The sequence below is a fragment of the Streptomyces odontomachicola genome, assembly GCF_039605595.1.
Lineage (GTDB): Bacteria > Actinomycetota > Actinomycetes > Streptomycetales > Streptomycetaceae > Streptomyces.
On the sequence record NZ_JBCFOK010000006.1, the window covers coordinates 182647 to 199813 of the forward strand.

General features: G+C 73.8%; 14 protein-coding genes. 7 read left to right on the forward strand and 7 right to left on the reverse strand.

The window, feature by feature from the left end; all coding sequences use genetic code 11:
- Positions 1 to 32: 32 nt before the first annotated feature.
- The 4 genes from ABEE00_RS13205 to ABEE00_RS13220 all read right to left on the reverse strand — a co-directional run bounded on the left by ABEE00_RS13205 (position 33) and on the right by ABEE00_RS13220 (position 4382).
- Positions 33 to 1310 (reverse strand): MFS transporter, encoded by a 1278-nt coding sequence (locus ABEE00_RS13205; RefSeq protein ID WP_345745598.1) that lies wholly within the window; start codon positions 1308 to 1310, stop codon positions 33 to 35.
- 86 nt (positions 1311 to 1396) lie between these two features.
- Positions 1397 to 2206, reverse strand: coding sequence for a sugar phosphate isomerase/epimerase family protein (locus ABEE00_RS13210; RefSeq protein WP_345745599.1), 810 nt, complete (start codon positions 2204 to 2206; stop codon positions 1397 to 1399).
- A gap of 80 nt (positions 2207 to 2286) precedes the next feature.
- The gene (locus tag ABEE00_RS13215; protein WP_345745600.1) at positions 2287 to 3210 is read right to left on the reverse strand and encodes a sugar phosphate isomerase/epimerase family protein; all 924 of its coding nucleotides are present in this window, start codon (positions 3208 to 3210) and stop codon (positions 2287 to 2289) included.
- On the reverse strand, positions 3210 to 4382 hold the full coding sequence (locus ABEE00_RS13220) for a Gfo/Idh/MocA family protein (RefSeq protein ID WP_345745601.1): 1173 nt from the start codon (positions 4380 to 4382) through the stop codon (positions 3210 to 3212). The genes ABEE00_RS13215 and ABEE00_RS13220 overlap by 1 nt, the downstream gene beginning before the upstream one ends.
- Before the next feature lie 177 nt (positions 4383 to 4559).
- Here ABEE00_RS13220 and ABEE00_RS13225 point away from each other — a divergent pair, with 177 nt between their 5' ends.
- From ABEE00_RS13225 to ABEE00_RS13240, 4 genes are all read left to right on the forward strand, one after another.
- Positions 4560 to 5879 (forward strand): ROK family transcriptional regulator, encoded by a 1320-nt coding sequence (locus ABEE00_RS13225; RefSeq protein ID WP_345745602.1) that lies wholly within the window; start codon positions 4560 to 4562, stop codon positions 5877 to 5879.
- A 190-nt stretch (positions 5880 to 6069) separates the two neighbouring features.
- The gene (locus tag ABEE00_RS13230) at positions 6070 to 7239 is read left to right on the forward strand and encodes a Gfo/Idh/MocA family protein (RefSeq protein WP_345745603.1); all 1170 of its coding nucleotides are present in this window, start codon (positions 6070 to 6072) and stop codon (positions 7237 to 7239) included.
- A gap of 123 nt (positions 7240 to 7362) precedes the next feature.
- The gene (locus ABEE00_RS13235) at positions 7363 to 8904 is read left to right on the forward strand and encodes a DHA2 family efflux MFS transporter permease subunit (RefSeq protein ID WP_345745604.1); all 1542 of its coding nucleotides are present in this window, start codon (positions 7363 to 7365) and stop codon (positions 8902 to 8904) included.
- Between the two features lie 117 nt (positions 8905 to 9021).
- Positions 9022 to 10026, forward strand: a complete 1005-nt coding sequence (locus ABEE00_RS13240) for a hypothetical protein (RefSeq protein ID WP_345745605.1) — start codon at positions 9022 to 9024, stop codon at positions 10024 to 10026.
- A gap of 28 nt (positions 10027 to 10054) precedes the next feature.
- Here ABEE00_RS13240 and ABEE00_RS13245 read toward each other — a convergent pair whose 3' ends face one another.
- Positions 10055 to 10909: an NmrA/HSCARG family protein gene (locus tag ABEE00_RS13245; RefSeq protein WP_345745606.1), complete on the reverse strand. Its 855-nt coding sequence runs from the start codon at positions 10907 to 10909 to the stop codon at positions 10055 to 10057.
- A 189-nt stretch (positions 10910 to 11098) separates the two neighbouring features.
- Between ABEE00_RS13245 and ABEE00_RS13250 the strand changes: the two genes are divergently transcribed.
- Complete coding sequence (locus ABEE00_RS13250) at positions 11099 to 11686, forward strand: GNAT family N-acetyltransferase (protein ID WP_345745607.1); 588 nt, start codon at positions 11099 to 11101, stop codon at positions 11684 to 11686.
- A gap of 419 nt (positions 11687 to 12105) precedes the next feature.
- Here ABEE00_RS13250 and ABEE00_RS13255 read toward each other — a convergent pair whose 3' ends face one another.
- Complete coding sequence (locus tag ABEE00_RS13255) at positions 12106 to 12828, reverse strand: TetR/AcrR family transcriptional regulator (RefSeq protein ID WP_345745608.1); 723 nt, start codon at positions 12826 to 12828, stop codon at positions 12106 to 12108.
- Between the two features lie 278 nt (positions 12829 to 13106).
- Between ABEE00_RS13255 and ABEE00_RS13260 the strand changes: the two genes are divergently transcribed.
- Together ABEE00_RS13260 and ABEE00_RS13265 are read left to right on the forward strand one after the other, a co-directional pair.
- Complete coding sequence (locus ABEE00_RS13260; protein ID WP_345745609.1) at positions 13107 to 14609, forward strand: APC family permease; 1503 nt, start codon at positions 13107 to 13109, stop codon at positions 14607 to 14609.
- 100 nt (positions 14610 to 14709) lie between these two features.
- Positions 14710 to 16359: an amidohydrolase gene (locus ABEE00_RS13265; protein ID WP_345745610.1), complete on the forward strand. Its 1650-nt coding sequence runs from the start codon at positions 14710 to 14712 to the stop codon at positions 16357 to 16359.
- A 170-nt stretch (positions 16360 to 16529) separates the two neighbouring features.
- Here the strand turns inward: ABEE00_RS13265 and ABEE00_RS13270 are convergent, their stop codons facing one another.
- Positions 16530 to 16985, reverse strand: a complete 456-nt coding sequence (locus ABEE00_RS13270; RefSeq protein WP_345745856.1) for a tellurite resistance TerB family protein — start codon at positions 16983 to 16985, stop codon at positions 16530 to 16532.
- Between the last annotated feature and the right edge of the window lie 182 nt (positions 16986 to 17167).

Below are 17167 nucleotides of genomic sequence, written 5' to 3' on the forward strand. Positions count from 1 at the left end.
GAGTTCGGCGCACCGAGTTCGGCGCACCGGATTCAGCGCACCGACCGGATCGGCACCACCGCCAACGCCCCCGCCACGCACACCAGCGCCGCCACGGTCAGCATCAGGCCGTAGTGCTGGCCGCCTCCCACGCCGACCAGCAGTCCTGCCACCGCCGGGGCGAGGGCCTGGGGACCCGCGTTGGCGATGTTGAAGACGCCGAGGTCCTTGGCCGCGTTGTCGGGGTCGGGCAGCAGGTCGACCACGAGGGCCAGGTCCACGCCGATGTAGACCCCGTACCCGAGACCGAGGACCGCCTCGGCCACGTAGAAGCCGGACACCGAATCGACGTGCACCAGCAGTGCGGTGCCGATGCCGAAGACCAGCGTCGCCGTGCCCACGAAGATCTTGCGGCGTCCGCCCAGCCGGTCCGAGGCCCAGCCCGCCGCCTGCGAACCGGCCATGAGGACGAGGGTGTAGATCAGCACGCCGGTGGCCATCACCCCGGTGGCCTCGGCGGCCGGGAGGCGCAACTCCTGCTGGAGATAGAGCAGCCGGTACGTGGTGAACATGTACGAGGCCAGGATGATCAGGAACCGCGACGCGAACGCCCACGCGAAGTCCGGGTGTTGCCTGGGGCTCACCCAGAACGTCCGCAGCACGGTGCGCACCCCGCCCTCCCGCGCGGGCCGCCGGCTCAGCGGCTTGTCCGGGAGCACCACCGCGTACACGCACACGGCCGCCAGTCCGATCACTCCCGGCACCAGGAACAGCAGCAGCATGCTGCCGCCCAGCCAGTGGCCCGCGTAGGCGGCGGCCAGCATGCCCGCGTTCTGCATCAGGCCGATCAGCCCGGACACCTTGCCGCGCCGCGCGGGCGGCACCTGGTCCGCCATCGAGGAGAGGTACGCGGCGAGCGCGGCGTTGGCACACGCCTGCGCGCAGAACCAACCCACCGTCATGACCAGCACGTTCGGCGCCAGCGCGATCACCGCCAGGCAGGCGAAGAGGCCCAGCACGCCGCCCGCCATCCAGGGGCGGCGGCGCCCCAGACGTCCTGTCGTGCGGTCGCTGAGCCGCCCGAAGACGGGGTTGGCGAGGAAGGCGGCCACCGCGCCCGCGCTGCTGACCGTGGCCAGCGCGGCGACCTGCTCCTGCGGCGGGACGATCGTCTGGATCTTCAGCGCGAGTGCGGAGAACACCGGGGTGAGCAGGGCGATGTAGAGCCCGGCCTGGGCCGCGGCCATCGCGGTGATCAGACCTCTGCGGGGCGCGGCGGACGTCTCGGCCCTGCCGGACCGCGGCCCGGCAGGGGGTGTGCTGACGGCCATGGAACGCCTCCTTGCGTACCTGGAACCTGAAAGCCTGCGTACGTACGGGGAAGGGCTGGGGAGTGCTGGACTGGGCTCGTGGAGGCTCAGGCCGTGGTGCGGCCCTGGGCCAGGAGCGCGGCGCGGTTGCGTTCCAGCAGCGTGAAGACGTCCTCGTCGGTAGTGTCGATCTCCGCGATGTGCCAGGTCAGTTGGGGCGCGGCCGCCAGGGCAGCGGGCACGTCCACATCGCCTGTGCCGAGCGGTGTCTGCGGCGCTCCGCGGCGGGCCGGGCCGTCCTTGACGTGGACGGCGACCGCTCGTGCGCCCAGCCCCCGGAGGAGAGCTGCGGGGTCCTGGCCCGCCACGGTGGCCCAGTACACGTCGAGTTCGGCCAGCAGCAGGTCGTCGGCGTGCTCCCAGAAGGCCTCGTATCCGGTGCGGCCGCCGGGCAGTGTGACCCACTCGAATTCGTGGTTGTGGTAGCCGAGGCGTACGCCGTGGTCAGCGAGCCCGCGGGCCGCCGCGTTCAGCCGCCCGGCGAAGGCCGCCAGGCGCGCGGGGTCCTCGAAGACCTCGCGCTCGAAGCCCTGGACCAGTTCGGGTACCGGTACGAACACGGTGTCCGCGCCCAGGATGCGGCACTCCTCGGCGAGCGGCGCCGGGTCCCCCTCGGCGAGCGCGGCGTGCAGCGAGGACACCCCGAGCCCGGCGGCGTCCAGCGCGTCCCGCAGGGCGCGGGCCTGCGCGGCCCGTTCGGCGGGCGGCGTACGCCAGTCGCCCAGGCCGAAGGGCTCGACGTAGCGGTAACCGAGCGCGGCGAGCCGTTTGAGCGTGCCGTCCCGGTCGGCGGCGAGCGCGTCGCGGACGCTGTAGAGCTGGACGGAGAGGGCGGCGGACGGGGCAGTCTGCGGCATGGCGAACTCCTTTGCAGGCAGGCGGGGTCGGAGCCCCGGCGCATGTGCCGGGGCCCGTACGTACGCGAGGTGGGCGGTGATCAGTCCACGAGGAGCGGGCTCAGTGTCCGGTGGGCGATCTCCAGGCCCTTGGTGACCTTCTCGGGGGTGCCGCTCCAGACCGGGTCCTCGTGCTCGACGGAGACGGTGCCGGTGTAGCCGTGCTCGTAGAGCCGGTCGATCACGGAGGGCCAGTCGACCTGCCCGAGCCCCGGCACCCGGTAGCGCCACCAGCCCATGTCGAAGGGGTTGCCGCTCCGGTCCAGCGCGGGTCCGAAGTGGCCGTAGCGCTGGCGGTCGCCGGGCCGCAGCTCGACGTCCTTGGCCTGGGTGTGCACGATGCGGTCGATGTACGGCGCGATGGTCTCCACCGGGTCGACGCCGATCCATGTCAGGTGCGAGGGATCCCAGTTGAGGTAGAGGCCCAGGAAGAACATCCACTCCCACAGCTCCGGCGAATAGGCGAGGTTGCCGGGGTAGCCGTCCGGGTGCCAGCCCTCCATGACGCAGTTCTCGATCAGCAGCTTCACGCCGCGCTCGCCCGCGTACTCCACCAGCCCGGGGAAGATCCGCTCGGCCTCGCGGAGGTTGTCGGCGACCGGGCGGTTCCAGTCGCGGCCCACGAAGGTGCCGACGTAGGGGACGCCGAGCGACTGGGCGGCGTCGATCGCGTACTTGAGGTGGGTGCGGATCTCCTCGCGGCGTGCCGGGTCGGGGTGCAGGTTGTTCTCGTAGTACGCGAGGGCCGACAGCTCCAGGCCGTGCTTGTCGAACAGGGCGCGCGCCGCCTCCGCCTCGCGCCCGGTGAAGGAGGCCACCGGCAGGTGCGCGGCCTCGAAGTCGCGGCCCCCGGTGCCGGGCCAGACGGCCACCTCCAGGGCGCGGTAGTCGTGGGCCGCGGCCCACTCGGCGATCTGCGGGAGCTCCCACTGCGGGAGGCAGGCGGTGAGGAATCCGAGCTTCATCAGGCGGTCACCTTCGTCCAGTTGCCGGTACGGGATGAGGAGAGGAACGCGTCGGCCAGCCGCGCGGCGCGCAGCCCGTCCGCGAAGGTCGGCAGCCCCTCGGGCAGTTCACCTGCGAGGCCGGTGGCGCCAGGGGTGCCCGCGGCGCCTGCGACGCCCGCGATCGCCGCGTACGTGTCCGCCACGAAGGCCGCGAAGCAGTCCGCGTACCCCTGCGGATGTCCGGGAGGCAGGGCTGAGAGGCGGGCGTGCTCGGTGCCCGGCGCGGCCTCGCCGCGGTGCAGCACCCGGTCGCCGTCCGCCGCCGTGCCGCCGCCGAGCCAGACGGTCTCGGGGCGCTCCTGGTCGAAGACGGCGCTGCCCGCCGCGCCGTCCAGCTCGAACCACAGCCGGTTCTTGCGGCCCGCCGAGACCTGGGAGACGGTCAGCGAGCCGAGGACGCCGCGGGCCGTGCGGAGCAGGAGCGCGGCGCAGTCCTCGGTCCGCACGGGGGTCTTCGGGCCGTCGCCGGCGGGGCGTTCGGGCGTCACCACCGAGGAGGCGGCCGTCAGTTCGGTGAAACGCTCGCCGGAGACCCATTCCACCAGGTCGCACCAGTGCGAGCCGATGTCGGCGAACGCCCGCGAGGGACCGCCGCGTTGAGGGTCCACGCGCCAGCCCGACGCCTCGGGGGAGAGCATCCAGTCCTGGAGGTAGCTGCCGTGCAGCAGGTTCCAGTCGCCGAACTCGCCCGCCTGGCGCCTGCGCCGGAGCTCCCGTACGAGCGGGTGGTAGCGGTACACGAACGGAACCGTCGCCACCAGCCCGCTGTCCCGTGCGGCCCTGGTGAGCGCCTCCGCCTCGGCGCCGGACACGCCGAGCGGCTTCTCGCACACGACGTGCCTGCCCGCCGCGAGGGCGCGGCCCGCGAAGCCGGCGTGCGTGTGGTTGGGCGTGCACAGATGGACCACGTCCACCGCGCCGTCGGCGAGCAGTTCGTCCAGGTCGGCGTACGCGTGCGTGCCCCATGCCCGGCCAACGGCGCGCGACCGCGCGGGAGTTGATCCGAGCACTCCGGCGAGCTCGCCGCCCGCGGCGCGCACGGCCCTGCGGTGCACCTCGCCGATCATGCCCGTGCCGACGATCGCGGCGCGGGGCCGTGCTTCCTGCTGTGGTGCGGTGGGCGGAGCCATGCAGGCCGCCCTCCCTTCGACTCGTGCGGTGGGGGTGCGCACTTCGCCGAACGGTGTCCCTCGTCCCGGTCATGGACGGTAGAGCGACGGAATATGGCTGGCAAGAGAAAGAAAACTGCATCTTGAGAGGCGAATTGGGGTACTCAACCGACCGGTACGGGGCGTACGTTGCCCGGCATGGACAGACCGGCCCCCACCGCAGACACCGGCCCCGCGCCCCGGCTCACCGTCCCCGAACTGCGCTTCCGCGACGGCGGCGGACTGCTCTACTCCACCCTGGCCCGGCTCATCGCCTCGGGCGGCGCCGTGCACCGCGCCCAGCTCGTGTCCGCCTCGGGCCTCGCCCGCTCCACCGTCACCCGGCACCTGGACGCGCTGATCGCGTCCGGCGTGGTCACCGAGGGCGGGGCCGTGCTGCGCGCGGGGCGCGGCCGCCCGCCGCTGCGCCTGTCCCTCAACCCGCGCGCCGGGCTCGTCGCAGTCGCCGACATCGGCGCGCACAGCGCCCGGGTGCGGCTGGCCGACCTGTCCCAACGGCCGCTGGCGCGCACCGAGTTCGCCATGGACATCGCCGAGGGGCCTTCGCCCGTGCTGGAGCGGGTCGCCGAGGAGGTGCGGGGGCTGCTCGCGCGCGCCGGGAGCGGGCCTGGCGCGCTGTGTGCCGCGACCGTGGGCCTGCCGGGGCCCGTGGACCACGCGGCCGGCGCCCCCGTACGCCCGCCGATCATGCCCGGCTGGGACGGCCACCCGGTCGGGGCCGAGCTGGAGGAGCGGCTGGGCTGCCCCGTACTGGTCGACAACGACGTGAACCTGATGGCGCTCGGCGAGGCCAGGACCCTGCCGGCCGACCAGCTTCCGCTGCTGTACGTGAAGGTGGGCACCGGCATAGGCGGCGGCCTGGTCTCCGCCGACGGCGCGCTGCACCGCGGCGCCGACGGCGCGGCCGGCGACATCGGCCACCTCCCGGCGCCCGGCACCGAGGGCGCCGTGTGCCACTGCGGCAACACCGGCTGCGTGGAGGCCGCGGCCTCGGGCGCCGCGATGCGGGCGCGGCTGGCGGCGGTACGCGGGGGCGCGGGTTCCGGCGGCGGCGCTCCGGACCTCGCGGCGCTGGCCCGGCAGGGCGATCCGGCGGCGCTCCGGGTGCTGCGGGACGCGGCCGCGCCGATCGGCGAGGTGGTGGCGCTGCTCGTGCACGTCTACAACCCGGCGCGCATCGTGATCGGCGGCGCCCTCGCGAGCGCGGGCGACGAACTCGTCGCGGGCATACGGTCGGTGGTCTACCGCCGCGCCCTCCCGCTGGCCACCCGCCATCTGACGCTGGGCCCCGGCAGGCTGGCGGCCGACGCCGGCTGCCTGGGCGGCGGCGTCCTCGCGGTGGAGCACGCGCTGTCCCCCGACGGCATCACGGCGCTGATGCGGAGGGCGGGGGACCGGGGCGCGGCGGACCGCGTCGCGGCCGGCGCCGGCGACGGGCCCCCACCATCCGCCCCATGACGACCTCTTGACTCCCGCGCTCCGGCGGTGGTTCCTTCTTACGCAGCTTCGCGGCGGTGCTCTCGTCCCGGGACACAACCGTCGCCACGGCCCTCCGCGCACCGATGCGTGCCCCGCACACGATTGCGTGCGTGCCCCGCACACCGTTCGCGCCGGGAGGCCGTGGCCCCTAGTGGCCAGGAGTCACCTCATGGGCGAGAGCAGGAAGTTCACCGTCGGCATCCTCGGCACCGGCACCATCTTCACGGCGTACGCGAGAGGGCTCTCCGGCATTCCCGAGCTGCCCGTCGTACGGGTCGCCGACCTCGACCAGGACCGGGCGCGCGCCGCCGCCGAGCAGTGGTCCATCCCCGCGTGGGGCACCACCGAGGAACTGCTCGCCGACGACTCGCTCGACATCGTCGTCAACATCACCCCGCCCGGCGCCCACGCCCCGCTCACCGACGCGGCGCTGCGCGCGGGCAAGCACGTCTACACCGAGAAGCCGCTGGCCGCCACGGTCGAACTGGCCCGCCGCAACATCGCGACGGCCGCCGAGACGGGCCGGGTGCTGGGCGGTGCCCCCGACACCTTCCTCGGCGCCGCGGGGCAGACCGCGCGTGCCGCCGTCGACGAGGGCCTGATCGGGCGGCCGTTCGCCGCGACCAGCTTCGTGCGCTCCTCCAAGGCGCAGAGCTGGCACCCCGAGCCCTCCTTCCTCTTCCAGCCGGGCGGCGGTCCGGTGCTGGACTGGGGCCCGTACCACCTCGCCGCGCTGGTCAACCTGCTCGGCCCGGTCACCGAGGTCATGGGCGCCGGCACCCGCGCCGAGGACCGGATCGCGGTGACCGCCCCTGACCGCCGCGTCGAGCACGTGGACGTGGAGGTGCCCACGCATGTCACCTCCGTGCTGCGCTTCGCCTCGGGTGCGCTGGCCACGACCATGTACAGCTTCGACGTGTGGGACACCGGCGTCCCGCACATCGAGGTGTACGGCACCGAGGGCACGCTCCAGCTCCCCGACCCCAACCAGTTCGACCTCCCGGTACGGATCCGCCGACGGGGCGAGGACGCCTGGCGCGACCTCGACCCGGTGATCCCGCCGACCGCGCCGCCGCCCGGCACCCCGTTCCGCGCGCTGGGCGTCGCCGACCTCGCCCGGCACCTCGACGGCGGCCCGCACCGCGCCTCGGCGGACTTCGCCTTCCACGTCCTGGAGGTGCTGGAGCGCATCGAGGCGGCCACCCCGGAGTCCGGCACCGCGGCCGTGACCAGCACGACGGAGCGGCCGGCGCCGGTACGGGGCGGCGTATCCGCTTCCGTACGAGCCGATGTACCGGATCCCGTACGGGGCGAGGCTCCGGCTCCCGTACGGGAATGAGCGCGGCGTGCGTCCGGCGTGCGTGTCCGCGGCGTGCGCGTATCCGGCGTCAGGGCTGCCCGCGGGCCACTCGGCCGGACACGGGACGGGGCCGTTGTCAGTGCCTCGTGCCATGGTTCCCTCATGACCGGAAGCGGTGAGCGGGGCGAGGGACCGAGCCAGGGCGCGGGTGGCCGCGCGGGTTCGGTGCGGCTGGCCTCGGCGCCCGGGCGGTGGGCGCTGAGCGCGTCGGTGCTGGCCTCCGGAATGGCCCTGCTGGACGGCACGATCGTCAACGTCGCGCTGCCCACCATCGGCCGCGACCTGGACGCCTCGCTCGCCGTCCTCCAGTGGACCGTCAGCGCGTACATGCTCACCCTCGCCGGGCTGATCCTGCTCGGCGGCGGGCTCGGCGACCGGTTCGGGCGGCGGCGGGTCTTCCTGACCGGGGTCGTCTGGTTCGCGGCCGCCTCCGCGCTGTGCGGGGCGGCGCCGGACAGCGGCGTGCTGATCGCGGCGCGGGCGCTGCAAGGCGTGGGCGGCGCGCTGCTCACGCCCGGTTCGCTGGCGCTCGTGCAGTCCACGTTCCGCGCGGAGGACCGGGCGAAGGCGGTGGGCGCGTGGTCGGGGCTCGGCGGCGTCGCCGGTGCGGTCGGCCCGTTCCTGGGCGGCTGGCTGGTGGACGGCCCGGGATGGCGCTGGATCTTCCTGATCAACCTGCCGTTGGCGGCCGTGGTCGTCCTGATCGCCCTGCGCCATGTGCCGGAGAGCCGGGACACCGGGGCCACGGGCCGCTTCGACACGCTGGGCGCCGGGCTCGCCGCGCTCTCCCTCGCGGGCGTCACCTATGCGCTGATCCAGGCGGCCGGAGGGTTCACGCCCGCGACGGTGCTGGTCCCGGCCGTGCTCGGGGTGCTGGCCGGCTTCGCCTTCGTACGGGTGGAGCTGCGCCGGCCGAACGCGATGGTGCAGCCGGAGCTGTTCTCCTCCCGGCTCTTCACGTCGGTGAACGTGGTGACGCTGTGCCTGTACGCGGCCATCGGCGGCGTGTTCTTCATCCTCCCCGTGCAGCTCCAGATCGCCGCGGGATACAGCGCGCTGGAGGCGGGGCTGGCCACGCTGCCGGTCACCCTGCTGATGCTGCTGCTCTCCGCGCGCTCGGGAGCGCTGGCCCAGCGCATCGGGCCCCGGCTGCCGCTCACGCTGGGCCCGCTCATCACCGCCACCGGACTGCTGCTGATGCGCCGCATCGGTCCGGGCTCCTCCTCCTACGCGGTCGACGTGCTGCCCGCCGTGGTGGTGCAGGGCCTCGGCATGAGCCTGTTCGTGGCGCCGCTCACGGCGACCGTGCTGGCCTCGGTCGAGGTGTCGCGCTCCGGCATCGCCAGCGGCGTCAACAACGCGGCGGCGCGTACGGCGCAGTTGCTGATCGTGGCGCTGCTGCCGCTCGCCGTCGGCCTCTCGGGGCGCGCGTACACCTCGCCCTCCGCCGTGGACCGCGGCTTCGGCACGGCGATGCTGATCTGCGCGGGGCTGTGCGTGGCGGGTGCGGCGCTGGCGTTCTCGCTGGTGGGCTCCCGCTGCCTGGAGCCCACACCCGAACACGAGGTGGCACACCCCGAGTGCACCAGGCAACTCGGCTTCTCCTCACCGGCGTTGGAGCCCGGCGGCTCCGAGGAGGAGTGAGCACTTGTTGTGATGCTGTGACCGTAATTTGTGCTGTATTTCCGGCATGGCTGCTTACGCTCATCTCCGGGTCACGGACGTACGGTTGACGCCCCGTCCGGTGGTACGGAGCAGGGGGTGGCCGTGCGGTCGGTACTGGTGTGGACGGTGCGCGCATCCGCCGTCGCGGGATGGGTGTCGGCGCTGGTGGCCTGCGTATGGCTGTTCGGCACGACGGCGATGCCCGCGCCGAACGTGGGCCCGCTGGTGTGGGGTTCCCTCGCGGCGGGCTGCGCGGTGGTGCGGGCGGGGGCGCTGTGGGCGCTGCGCGGGCGGTCCCGGGCTGCTCGCGGTCGTCGGCGTACGTCGCTGCGCAAGAGGGCTCCGTATGCGGACACGGAGTTCGCGGCGGCGGGTGACGCTGCTCTCGGCGTCTCCTTCGGCTCCCCGTTATGGATCAAGAGCCGCGCCGCACTGGTGTGGGCGCTGGCCGCCTTCTCCGCGGGGGCCATGATGTCGGCGCTCATGTCGGGTTCCGGGTACCCGGAGAAGGTCCGGGAGCTGCGCGCGAGCGGTGCCGTGGTGCGCGAGGGCACCGTCGTGGAGCGGCCCCGTCCCGTGGGGGAGGAGACCAGCGAGGGCGAAGTGATCGGCCACTACTCGGACTTGGTGGTCTCCGTGCCGGACGGCGGGCTCCGGCGGCTCCCGGTGCGGAAGGCGTACACCGGAGACCTGCCGCGGCGCGGCGACCGGGTCGAGGTGATGTGGTCGCCCTCCGCGCCGTCGGCGGGCGGCTTCGTACACGAGGCCAGAGACCTGCGCCTGTACGCGGAGGGCCGCTGGGACCCGGTGCCGGACGGCGAACAAGGGCGCAACGCGCTGCTGGTCGTCATCCTGGTCGGCGTCGTTCTGAGCAGCGTGGGGGTGCCCACCGCCCTGGCCGCCGAGGAGGACGGCCTTCAGGCGGCGGCTTGGTCTCCGGTGGCGCAGACCGTGCGCGCGGTACTGATGACGGCGGTGGTCGTGGGCTGGCGCCCGGTTCTGCTGGGTGCATCGGCGAGCGATACCGAGACGGTATTGGCCCTGGGCGGCTTCCTGGCGCTGGTCGGCGTGTATTTCGCCTCCGCGCTGCGTGCGGGCTGACCGGTCGCCGCGTCTGCGGACCGGCCGCTCAGCGCTCCGGCACGGGCCACTTCTGCCGGGCCGCCCACGCGGCGAAGCCGGTCCACGGGATGTCGGGGAAGTCGGTGCGCAGGGCCGGGATGTCGGCCTGGTAGCCGGTCTCGGCGAGGTAGGCGAACATCGCGCCGATGTCAGGGTTCGCCTCCCGCGCCCGGTGCAGCGGCACGCTCTCGAAGGTCACGGGCGTGCCCGTCGCCCGCCCGATCGCGTCGGCCATCTCCTGCGGCGTCGGGTCGTCGCCCGCCACCTCGATCCGCTGCCCGCGCCACCGGCCCGGATCGGCGAGCACGGCCGCCACGACCCGGCCCAGGTCCTGCCGGGCGACCTGCTGGAGCGGCACGTCGGAGGGCAGGGGGAGGGACAGTACGCCGGTGCCGATCTCGTCGCGTTGGCCGAGGACGTTGTCGTAGAAGTACGTGGGGGCCACCACCGCCGAGGGCAGTCCCGAGGCGGCGAGGATCCGCTCGGTGTGCGCCTTGGTCTCGAAGTGCGGGATGCCGGTCTCACGGTCCGCGCTCGCGACCGACGCCATCACGAGGTAGGGCAGGGCCGCCTCGGCCGCCGCGTCGACGATCGCCATGCCCTGTCGGCGCTCCGCCTCCAGGCCGTCGCCGAACGGCGTGGTCACGGCGAACGCCGCCTCGGCCCGGGTGAAGGCCGCGGCCAGCGAGGCGCGGTCGGTCAGCTCGGCGGCGACCACCTCGAAGCCGGCGTCGGACAGCGCCCTCGCCCGCTCCTGCTTGGGGTCCCGCACCACGGCGCGCACCTTGCGCCCCGCCTCAGCGAGGGCGGCGAGAACGGCTCCGCCCTGGCCGCCGGTGGCGCCCAGTACCGCGATCGTCATCTGCGCCCTCCTCGTCCGGTCCGGTCCGGGACGGCCGCGCGGGCCGCCCCTGCCATGGTGCGCCTCCTCCCGCGTGCGCGCGCGCCGCGTACCCGTGCGGAAACGCGCCGAAAACAGCGGGCTGCGAGAGTGGCCGCGTCCGGCGCGCAGCCGGTACGGACCGGTACGAGGGAAGGGCAGGGAGCAGCAGTGACCCCTGGAAGAGCGGTGACCCACGGAGAGGTGGCCGTCCGCTTTGCCACCGAGGACGACATGGCGGCGGTATGCCGCATCGTGAACCACTACATCGAGACCACCAGCATCAACTTCCGCACCGCACCCCAGAGTCCGCGGGAGTGGCGCGAGGACCTGCTGCGGCACCGCGAGCGCTACCCGTGGCTGGTCGCCGAGCTGGACGGCGAGGTCGCAGGGCTCGCCTACGCCGGGCCGTGGAAGGAGCGCGCCGCGTACGCCTGGTGCGCCGAGACCACGGTGTACGTCTCCCACCTGCACCGCGGCCACAGCCTGGGCACGGCCCTGTACGAGAGGCTGCTCAAGCTCCTGGAGGCACAGGGCTTCCGCAGCGCCCTCGCCGTGATCGCCCTGCCCAACCCCGCGAGCGTCGGCCTCCACGAGGCCTTCGGCTTCGTCCCCTCTGGAACCCTCCGCGCGGCGGGCCACAAACGCGGCGCCTGGCACGACGTGGGCTTCTGGCAACGGGAGTTCGCGTTCCCGGCCGATGACGAGGCGCCTCCTCCGAACGCGCCGTACGCGGTGTGGATTTCACCGGAGGTGTAAGGACGGGCCCGTCGTGGGCCCCTGTGGGGCCCCGCCGTCGGAGAGGTGGTCGCGGCGTCCGGCACCGGCCTCGCCCCGGCGACCTGGTCATGACGCACACGGGGTGGAGCGAGTACGGCGTGGCCGACGCCGCCACGGTGTCCCGCCTCGACCCCGGCGCGCTGCCCGACCCCGCGGCGCACCTGTCCCAGGGGGCGGCGGCCTACGCGAGAGTGGTGCACGGCAGCGAAGTGCGCGAAGGGGCCACCGTGTTCGTCACCGGCGCCGCCCGCGATGCGCGAACGCGTGGAGGGACGCCACGTGGGCACGGTGCAGGTAGACCTCTAGGACGCCGCTCCGGCGTTACGGCACGGCAGCACCGCAGCACCGCAGCACCGCAGTCCCACTGCCCCACGGCGCTCGGCGGCTTCGGTCCCCGGTCACCCCTCCGGGGCCCGCGGCGCCCGTGCCACCAGCGCCTCGATCAGCAGGTCCAGCGCGGGTTCGAAGGCGGAGCCCGCCATGACCGGCAAGTGGGCGCGTGCCGCGTGCAGATGGGGATACGTGTCGGCGGGCAGCCGCGTGTAGGCGTCCTCCCAGGCGCGCTCGTCGCCGGCCCGCTGCTCGGCGGGGAGCCGCAGCACGGCCGCGTCGAGCGCCGCGTGGCCGAGCACGGTGTCGATGAACGCGTGGTAGTGCCGCACCGCCTCCTCGGGTCCGAACCCGGCGCGCAGCAGCAGGCCGACGCCGGTGTCCACCGCGCGGTACTCGTGCGGACGGCGCGTGACCCGGGTGGTGGTGAGCGCCGCGACCCGTGGGTGGCGCTGGGCGCACCCGTACGCGCGCAGCCCGAACTCCCGCAGGTCAGCGGCCCATCCGCCCTCCAGCGCACCCGGCTCGAAGCCGTCGAGCGACTCGGCGATCAGCCGGTCGGCGACCGCCAGGAGCAGGTCGTCGGTGTTGCGGAAGTAGCGGTAGACCGCGCTGGGGTCGGCGCCGAGCGCGGCCCCGAGTCTGCGCACCGTCAGCGCCTCATCGCCCTGCGCGTCGATGAGTTCCAGCGCCTTCCCGACGATCGTCTCGGCCGAGAGGACGACGCCGGAACGGGTCGGGCGGCGGCGCTTGCGTTCCTCGGGCACGCGGCTCTGCGGCGTCGGCGTCACAACTCCTCCTGCTCTGCGGCCTGTTCCGGGGGCGGCCCGGAGATCCGGTCCGTCATCGGCCGTCCCGCCGCCCTCCGACAGCACCTTACGACGCCTCGCGGATCCTTACGACAACGGCATTGACGTAGTGGCGGGCCGGGGGTTTCATCGACCCACCCGTCACCGGCCCCCGGCCGTCAGGCCCCGGCAGAGGAGCGTGCGCCGTGCCCCCTCCCGTACACGGACAGCGGCAACCCGAGCCAGCGAAGCAGCAGCCCGACCGGGCGGAACCCGTACCCGTGCAACCGGGAGCCGCGCGCCCTGGAACCGCGCCCCGGACCGCGCTGCGCCGCTCGCTGGGCGTGCGGGACGGGGTGGCCATCGCCGCCTCCAGCACCGCGGCCACCACGAGCATCGGCATCGGGATGGGCTCGCTCGCCGTGTACGCGGGGCGGCGCACACCGGGGCTGCTGATTCTGGCGTTCCTGCCGATCGCCGGGATCGCGCTCGCCTACGCGCGGCTCAACCGCACCGAGCCGAACTGCGGCAACGGCTATGCGTGGGTGGGCCGTTCGCTCGGGCCCTGGCCCGGCTTCCTCACCGGCTGGGTGGTGCTCGCGGGGAACGTGGTGTTCATGGCCTACACCGGCGCGGTGACCGGCTCCGTGGTCCTGGAGTTCGCGAACAAGCTGGGCCTGCACGCCCTGTTCGGCATCGCCCTCGACCCCGGCTCGACGGGGGTGAGCACGGTCGTCGGGCTGGTCGCGCTGGTGGTGGTCACGCTCACCGCCGTGACCGGGGTGCGGTCGGCCACCCGGCTCCAACTCTGGCTGCTGGTCTTCGAGTACGCGGTGCTGCTGGGCTTCTGCGGATGGGCGCTGGCCACCGGAGAACGACCGTTCTCCTGGGACTGGCTGAACCCCTTCGCCATCGGCTCGGTCCAGTCCCTCGCGCAGGGCATGGTGCTGGCGGTCTTCGTCTACTGGGGCTGGGACGCGGCGTTCACCGTCACCGAGGAGACCCGCGAGCCGGGGGACGCGGCGCGCGGCGGGGGCATCGCGCTGCTCGCCATGCTCGGCCTCTTCGTCTGCGGCGCGCTCGCCTTCCAGCGGGTGATGAGCAACGGCGAACTCGTCGCCAACGGCCCGCGAGCCCTCACCTTCCTCGGCGCGCACCTGGCCCCCGAACCCTGGGCCTCGCTCCCGCTGGCGGCCCTGATGTGCTCGGCCTTCGCCTCCCTCCAGTCCGCCGTGATCCCCTCGGCCCGTGGCGCGCTCGCCATGGGCCGCGACCGCACCCTGGGCGCCACGTGGACGCGCATCCACCCCCGTTGGGGCACCCCCGCGACCGGCACGCTGCTCATCATGGCGCTGGTGGCGGCCCTCGCCGTGCTGGCCGTCGGCATCCCGCAGCTCAGCCGCATGATCCTCGCCGCGGTCGACTCCATCGGCCTGCTGGTCGCCCTCTACTACGGGCTCACCGGGCTGGCCTGCGCGGTCCGCTTCCGCGGCGCGCTGCGCGCGGGCCCCGTGGAGGCCCTGCGCTCGGTCGTGATCCCCGGGCTGAGCGCCCTCGCGCTCTTCGGGCTCGGCGGCTTCCTCGCGTACCGGTACGCCACGATGAGCGACCACTTCGCCCCGCGCCCCGACAACGGCTGGTTCCTGCTGCTGGTCCCCGCGGTGCTGCTGGCCACGGGCCTGGCGGCCGCCGCGCTCGCCAAGCGGCGGGGGAGCCCGTACTTCACGCGGACACGCAGGACACGCAGGGCTCGTGAACGCGGACCCGAACACGGAGCAGCGTGAGCCGGCGCGACACCCCGCAGCACCGCCCGCCACCAGGGAGAACGACCGTTCTCCGCCCCGCCGCACAAGGCGGACGCCACCCCGTACCGAAGGAGGCCCCTTGACCCACAGCCGCGCCGACCTCGTCTTCACGGGCGGCCCCGTGTTCACCGGCGACGCCGTCCGCCCGGGGACGCTCGCCGTGCGCGACGGCCGCATCCTCGCGCTCGGCGGCCCCGGCGAGGCCGCCGAGCACATCGGCCCCCGTACCGAAGTCGTGGACCTGAAGGGCACATTGCTCGTCCCCGGATTCCAGGACGCGCACATCCACCCCGTGAGCGGCGGCGTGGAGCTCGGGCAGTGTGATCTCACCGGTGCGGTCACCCCCGACGCGTACCGGTGCCGCATCCGTACGTACGCCGAAGCCCACCCGGAGCTGCCGTGGATCACCGGGGGCGGCTGGTCGCTGGAGGCGTTCCCCGGGGGCACGCCGACCCGCCAGTTCCTGGACGCGCTCGTGCCTGACCGGCCCGTCTACCTGGTCAACCGCGACCACCACGGCGGCTGGGCCAACACCCGCGCCCTCGAACGGGTCGGCCTCACCGCCGCGTCGGCCGACCCCGCCGACGGCCGCATCGAGCGCGAGGACGACGGCACGCCCTCCGGAACGCTTCAGGAGGGCGCGATGTCCCTGGTGGCGGCCCACGTCCCGGCGCCCACACAGGACGAGCTCACCGAGGGACTGCTGCGCGCCCAGCGGCTGCTGCACTCGTACGGGGTGACCGCCTGGCAGGACGCGTTGCTCGGCACACACGGCGGGATGGCCGACCCCGCGCCCGCCTACCGTGAGGCGGCCCGCCGCGGCCTGCTCACCGCGCGGGTCAGCGGCGCGCTGTGGTGGGAACGCGGCCGCGGGACAGGGCAACTGCCCGAACTCCTCGCGCGCAGCGCGGAGTTGAACGGCCTCGCCGGCGGCAGGCTCCGCGCCCGCACCGTGAAGATCATGCTGGACGGCATCGCGGAGAACCACACCGCGGCCCTGCTCGCGCCGTACCGGACAGGATGCGGCTGCACCCCGCACCGCGGCCTGTCCTTCTTCACCCCGGAGGAGCTGGCCGAGGCCGTCGTGCTGCTGGACGCCGAGGGCCTCCAGGCGCACTTCCACGCGCTCGGGGACCGCGCCGTACGCGAGGCGCTGGACGCGGTCGGGGCGGCGCGCACGGCGAACGGCCCGACCGGGACCCGCCCCCACCTCGCGCACCTCCAGGTCGTGCACCCCGATGACGTGCCCCGTTTCCGCGAACTCGGCGCGACGGCCAACATCCAGGCGCTGTGGGCGGCGCACGAGCCTCAGATGGACGAGCTGACCATTCCGTTCCTGGGGCCGGAACGCGCCGCGCGGCAGTACCCGTTCGGCGATCTGCTGCGCAGCGGGGCCACCCTCGCCGCGGGCAGTGACTGGCCCGTCTCCAGCCCCGATCCGCTGGCCGCGCTGCACGTCGCGGTGAACCGGCGCCTGCCGGGGGCGAGTTCGCCGGTGTTCCTGCCGGAGCAGCGGATCGGTCTCGGCGCGGCCCTCGCCGCGTACACGGCGGGCAGCGCCCATGTGAACCACCTGGACGACACCGGTACCCTGCGCCCCGGCAACCTCGCCGACCTCGCCGTACTGGACCGCGACCCCTTCGCCGGGCCGCCCGAGGAGATCGCTTCGGCGCGCGTGCTCCAGACCTTCGTCGGCGGCGAGCGCGTCCACGCGGCAGAGGACGCGTGAACGGCGCCGAAATCGGTTTCTGCCGACTCCGCGCAAGACGTCGTGCAAACCGCCATGTAAGACGGCATGCGGGGCATCGGAATCATGACGTCACGCACGGCGTCGGGCCCGGCCCCACGAGGAGGCCGGGCCCGACGGGGGAGCGCTCCCGCTCCCGTGCGCGGCGCCCCTCAGAGGTCGAACTCCGCGGGGGACAGGCCCAGTGCGTGGCAGGCCTCGCGGACCACGCCCTGCTCGGTCTTGTCGAAGTCGCCGTCGGCGCCGCCGATCACGATGCCGATCTGCACCACGGCGCGCGCCTCGGTCTCCTTCTTCTTCACCTTGGCGACCTCCTGCAGCACGCTGACCTTGCCGAAGTCGTAGTCGGCGATCAGCTTGCCCAGGTACTCCTCGAAGCGCTGGCGCAGGTCGTCGGCGGGGAAGTTCTGCAGCACCTCGTTACTGGTGATGAGCTGCGCGACCCGCTGCCGCTCCGTCGGGTCGATGGTGCCGTCGGCGGCGGCGACCAGCGCGCACATCGCCATGCTGGAGTCGCGGAACGCCCCGCTCTTCAAGTCGTTCTTCTTCGCCTCCAGTTGGCTCTGCATCGACTGGGCGGACTCCTTGATGCGGTCCCACAGGGCCATGCGAACTCCGTTCACGCGCAAGAATTTCTACAGTCATGTAGAAGATAACAGGCCGGAGAAGTGTCCGTGCGCGAGTAGTTCGCCGGGGTTCCTCCGCGTGCCCGGCGAAGTCCCCGCGCGGCCCGGTGAAACCGGTGTGGAGGCCGTGCGACATCCCTGGGAAATCGCTGACGGGTCTGCGT